3 protein-coding genes and 1 riboswitch are annotated in these 4371 nt (G+C 53.5%); of the genes, 2 read left to right on the top strand and 1 reads right to left on the bottom strand.

Going from position 1 to position 4371, the window contains the following annotated elements; genetic code table 11:
* Positions 1 to 61: 61 nt before the first annotated feature.
* The gene (trmA, locus tag ACKWMY_RS27820; RefSeq protein WP_024527925.1) at positions 62 to 1162 is read right to left on the bottom strand and encodes a tRNA (uridine(54)-C5)-methyltransferase TrmA; all 1101 of its coding nucleotides are present in this window, start codon (positions 1160 to 1162) and stop codon (positions 62 to 64) included.
* Positions 1163 to 1282: 120 nt separating this feature from the next.
* A riboswitch (cobalamin riboswitch) is annotated at positions 1283 to 1498 on the top strand.
* Between the two features lie 73 nt (positions 1499 to 1571).
* Between trmA and btuB the strand changes: the two genes are divergently transcribed.
* Both btuB and murI read left to right on the top strand, forming a co-directional pair.
* Positions 1572 to 3452, top strand: coding sequence for a TonB-dependent vitamin B12 receptor BtuB (btuB, locus tag ACKWMY_RS27815; protein ID WP_024527926.1), 1881 nt, complete (start codon positions 1572 to 1574; stop codon positions 3450 to 3452).
* Positions 3397 to 4260 carry a glutamate racemase gene (murI, locus tag ACKWMY_RS27810; RefSeq protein ID WP_024527927.1) on the top strand — a complete coding sequence of 288 codons (864 nt, stop codon included), beginning with the start codon at positions 3397 to 3399 and terminating at the stop codon, positions 4258 to 4260. Before btuB ends, murI begins: the two co-directional genes overlap by 56 nt.
* Positions 4261 to 4371 lie beyond the last annotated feature (111 nt).

Raw genomic sequence — 4371 nt, 5'->3', positions numbered from 1 at the left:
TTTACAGTGGTGCGGATATTCCGCAGCCTGCTCGCGATGTAGGGCGCAGCGCCCGTCTAGATCAGCGGCGTTCGAGTAATACGCCACATTCCATATGATGGGTGTATGGGAACTGATCGAATAGAGCCAGGCGAGTGATGTTGTGCGTGGCCTGCAGCGTATCCAGATTGGCGCATAGGGTCTCCGGGTTACAGGAGATGTAAAGGATGCGTGGATAGGTCTGCACCATCTTCACCGTTTCCTCATCCAGCCCGCTGCGCGGCGGATCCACGAAAATCGTCTCACAGTTATAGCTGCTCAGATCGATCCCTTTTAACCGGTTGAACTCGCGAGCGCCGTTCATTGCCTGGGTGAAATCTTCCGCCGCCATACGGATAATCTGCACGTTGTCGATATTATTGGCTGCGATGTTGTACTGCGCCGCCGCCACCGAAGGCTTGGCAATTTCAGTGGCTAACACCCGCTCGAAGTTGCGGGCCAGGGCCAGCGAGAAGTTGCCGTTACCGCAATACAGCTCCAGCAGATCCCCTTTTGAACCTTGGGTCACATCCAGCGCCCATTCCAGCATTTGCACGTTCATGGCTGCGTTGGGCTGGGTGAAGCTGTTTTCAACCTGGCGATAAATCATTTCGCGGCCAGCGACCGGCAGCACTTCGTCGACGTAATCCTGATCCAGCATGATTTTCATCTTCGAGGCGCGGCCAATCAGCTGCACATCGAAGCCGTCTGCGCGTAACGCGTCACGCAGTGCAGTGGCATCTTGCTGCCATTGTTCGTCCAGCTTGCGGTGATACAGCAGTGAGGCAATGATTTTACCGCTCTGTGTAGAAAGATAATCGATCTGGAACAGCTTGTGGCGCAGCACCGGATTGGGCTTGAGGGCCGCCATCAGGGCGCTCATCAGGCGGTTAATCAGCTCACTGGCCGCCGGGAAGCTATCGACACGGATACGCTGCTTGGTCTGCTGATCGAACATGATGTGGTACATATCGTCCTCATCATGCCAGATGCGGAATTCCGCACGCATCCGGTAGTGGCTGACTGGCGAGCGAAACACTTCCGGCTCGGGCGCCGTGAACGGTGACATCATGGTCTTCAGGCGGGCTGTTTTCTCCGCCAGTTGGTCGTCATAGCGTTCAATGGGCAAATTCTCGGGCGTCATGGTTTCTCTCGTCAGGCAAATTGGATCAGCGGGGATTGTAGGGAATCAGCCCGTGAAGTCCAGTTTTGTTGTGGTGCTATTTTGCAACACTGTTGGCAATCTAGACATCCATTTTCATTGATTGTAGCATTGCCGTCCGGTCTCAAGCAGCGAGTGAAAAGGGAATCCAGTGCAAATCTGGAGCTGACGCGCAGCGGTATGGGGAAGTCACGGCGATAGCGTTAAATAACGCAGACACTGTCCACTGCAGGATGGGAAGTCATCGCCCGGTGCGGGTTGCCACAGGCAACCGGCAAATCCCAAGCCCGAAAACCTACCGGTGTACGTCGCAATATCCATAGCCGTCGCGAACTACCGGCCGTGGCCCTGCGGCATCCCCAATGAAGTTTGGATGCTTTTTATAATGACAATGATAAAAAATACACTGCTGGCGGTGGTCTCCTCCGTGACGGCATTTTCTGGATGGGCGCAAGATAACACCACGGCTAAAAGTAGCGATGATCTGGTGGTTACCGCCAATCGCTTCCCTCAACCGGTCTCTTCCGTATTGGCGCCTGCCGATGTGGTGACCCGCGAAGATATCGACCGTTGGCAGGCCAAAAGCCTCAATGATGTGATGCGTCGTTTGCCCGGTGTCGATATTTCACAGTACGGCGGTATGGGGCAGGGGTCATCTCTCTCGGTACGCGGCACGGAAGCTCGTCATGTATTGGTACTGATCGACGGCGTGCCTATGGCCCGTTTGGGGATCAGCAACGGCGTCGATTTTAACCAGGTTCCGTTGGCGCTGGTTCAGCGTGTGGAGTTTATCCGTGGGCCACGCTCAGCCATTTATGGTTCTGGTGCCATCGGCGGGGTCATCAACATCATAACCCAGACGGATAAAGAGGGCGGTAAAGTCCAGGCGGGTATCGGTTCTAAAGGATACCAGCAGTACGATGGTGCCTTGCGCCAGCGTTTTGATAATACGGTTGCTACCGTTGCGGGCAGTTACCAGATGACCAATGGCTTCAATGTGCAGCCAGGCTCGCCTTATTCGGTCGACAGCGATCGTGACGGTTTCCGTAATAAAAGCTTCTGGGGTGGGTTGGAGCAGCAGTTCAATCAGAATTTCTCAGGCTTCGTGCGGGGTTATGGTTATACCAATAACTCGGACTACGATGTCGGCAGTGTACCTTACAGCCCGAAGTACAGTAATGATGAAGACCGCCTGTATAGCCACACCTATGATATGGGGCTGCGTTTCCTGTCTGGGGCTTTCTCTTCTCAACTGACGGGCAGCTATCAGAAACAGAAGGATTACAACTACAGCAGCCAGAACGGCCGTTATGGCATCAGTACCACACTTGATGATATGGATCAGCGTAACCTGCAATGGGGCAACACCTATGCTTTCGAGCACGGCAGCGTCACTGCCGGTGCCGATTTCCAGCAACAGCGCCTGACCTCTTCCGACAATTCCTTTGCCGATACCTATAAAAGAGACAACACGGGGCTGTACCTGAGCGGTCAACAGCAGTTTGGCAGCGTGACGCTGGAAGCCTCCGGGCGTGAAGACAAGGCAGGTGACTTTGGTTGGCACGGCACTTGGCAGACCGCGGCGGGTTGGGAGTTTGTTGATGGCTACCGAGCCACCTTGTCTTACGGTACGGGTTTCCTGACGCCATCGCTGGGCCAGCAATATGGCTCAAAACGCTTTGGCATTGATTCCAACAGCAACCTCAAGCCGGAAGAGTCCAAACAGTGGGAAATGGGTCTGGAAGGTTTGACCGGGCCGTTGGATTGGCGTTTGTCTGCTTATCATTACAAAATCCAGAACCTGATCAACTATGATTCTGACCCGGTGACCTATCAGGGCCGGTATTACAATGTGGATAGGGCAACGATTAAAGGCGTTGAATGGACGGGTAGCTTTGATACCTGGATGTTCACCCACCGCTTGACGCTGCAATATATCGATCCGCGTAATGACCAGACCGATGAGGTGTTGGCGCGCCGTTCGAAACGTCAGGCCAAATATCAGTTGGATTGGACGATGTTCAACCTGGACATGGATATCTCGTATCAATACTACGGCAAGCGCTACGACAATATCTCTTCTACTTATAACCCTGAGCAGCGCGTATTGCCGAGTTACAGCACGGTCGACGTGAGCGCCTCATATCCAATAACCTCTCAGCTGACAGTTCGTGGTAGAATTGCCAACCTGTTTGATAAAGATTATGAGACGGCTTATGGCTACGCTACCCCAGGAAGAGAGTACTACCTCACTGGCAGCTATACCTTCTAACGCCACTGCGGCTCCTCGCCCGACGGCGCTGGTTTTTGATTCCGGCGTCGGCGGGTTGTCAGTGTTTCAGGAGGTTCGGCAACTGCTGCCGGATCTCCACTATATCTATGCCTTCGATAACGTAGCATTCCCCTACGGCGAGAAATCCGAAGAGTTTATCGTGGAGCGCGTGCTGGAAATTGTCAGTGCGGTTCAGCAGCGCCATCCTCTGGCGATCGTCATCATCGCCTGTAATACCGCCAGTACCGTTTCCTTACCCGCACTGCGTGAACGTTTTGCTTTCCCGGTAGTGGGGGTGGTGCCTGCGATCAAGCCTGCTGCCAAACTGACCGCCAACGGTATCGTCGGTTTGCTGGCCACGCGCGGTACGGTTCAGCGTTCTTATACTCATGAACTGATCGAGCGTTTTGCGACAGATTGCAAAATTGAGCTGTTAGGCTCTTCTGAGCTGGTAGAACTGGCAGAAGCCAAACTGCATGGTGAACCTGTACCGCTGGCAACGCTGAAGAAAATCTTGCAGCCGTGGCTGAACATGCGCGAGCCTCCGGACACGGTAGTGTTGGGCTGTACTCACTTCCCTCTATTATCTGAAGAGTTGATGCAAGTCCTGCCTGAAGGAACGCGGCTGGTGGATTCCGGTGCGGCAATTGCCCGCAGAGCCGCATGGCTTATCTCTAATCAGGAAAATCTGGTCTCAACTCAGGAAGAAAATCTGGCGTATTGCATGGCACTGAATGAAGACACCGATGCTTTATTGCCCGTTTTGCAGGGTTATGGCTTTAAATCGTTGAAAAAACTGCCGCTTTAATGGAGTTTTGCTTAAACATTCGACGGTCAGCAAAAAAAGTGAATTTAGGGGTTGCGGCGTTCTGAGAACTCCCTATAATGCGCCTCCACTGACCGGGAACAACGACGAAGC

Origin of the sequence: Serratia sp. J2 (assembly GCF_046269175.1) — a bacterium.
GTDB classification, from domain to species: Bacteria; Pseudomonadota; Gammaproteobacteria; order Enterobacterales; family Enterobacteriaceae; genus Chania; species Chania fonticola_C.
The sequence above is the reverse complement of the archived record's forward strand: the minus strand, read 5'-3'. Positions and strand labels throughout refer to the sequence as shown.

Excerpts from the sequence above, each read along its gene's own strand:
- trmA (WP_024527925.1), bottom strand. The coding sequence starts at position 1,162 with ATGACGCCCGAGAATTTGCCCATTGAACGCTATGACGACCAACTGGCG.
- murI (WP_024527927.1), top strand. The coding sequence starts at position 3,397 with ATGGCTACGCTACCCCAGGAAGAGAGTACTACCTCACTGGCAGCTATA.
- btuB (WP_024527926.1), top strand. The coding sequence starts at position 1,572 with ATGATAAAAAATACACTGCTGGCGGTGGTCTCCTCCGTGACGGCATTT.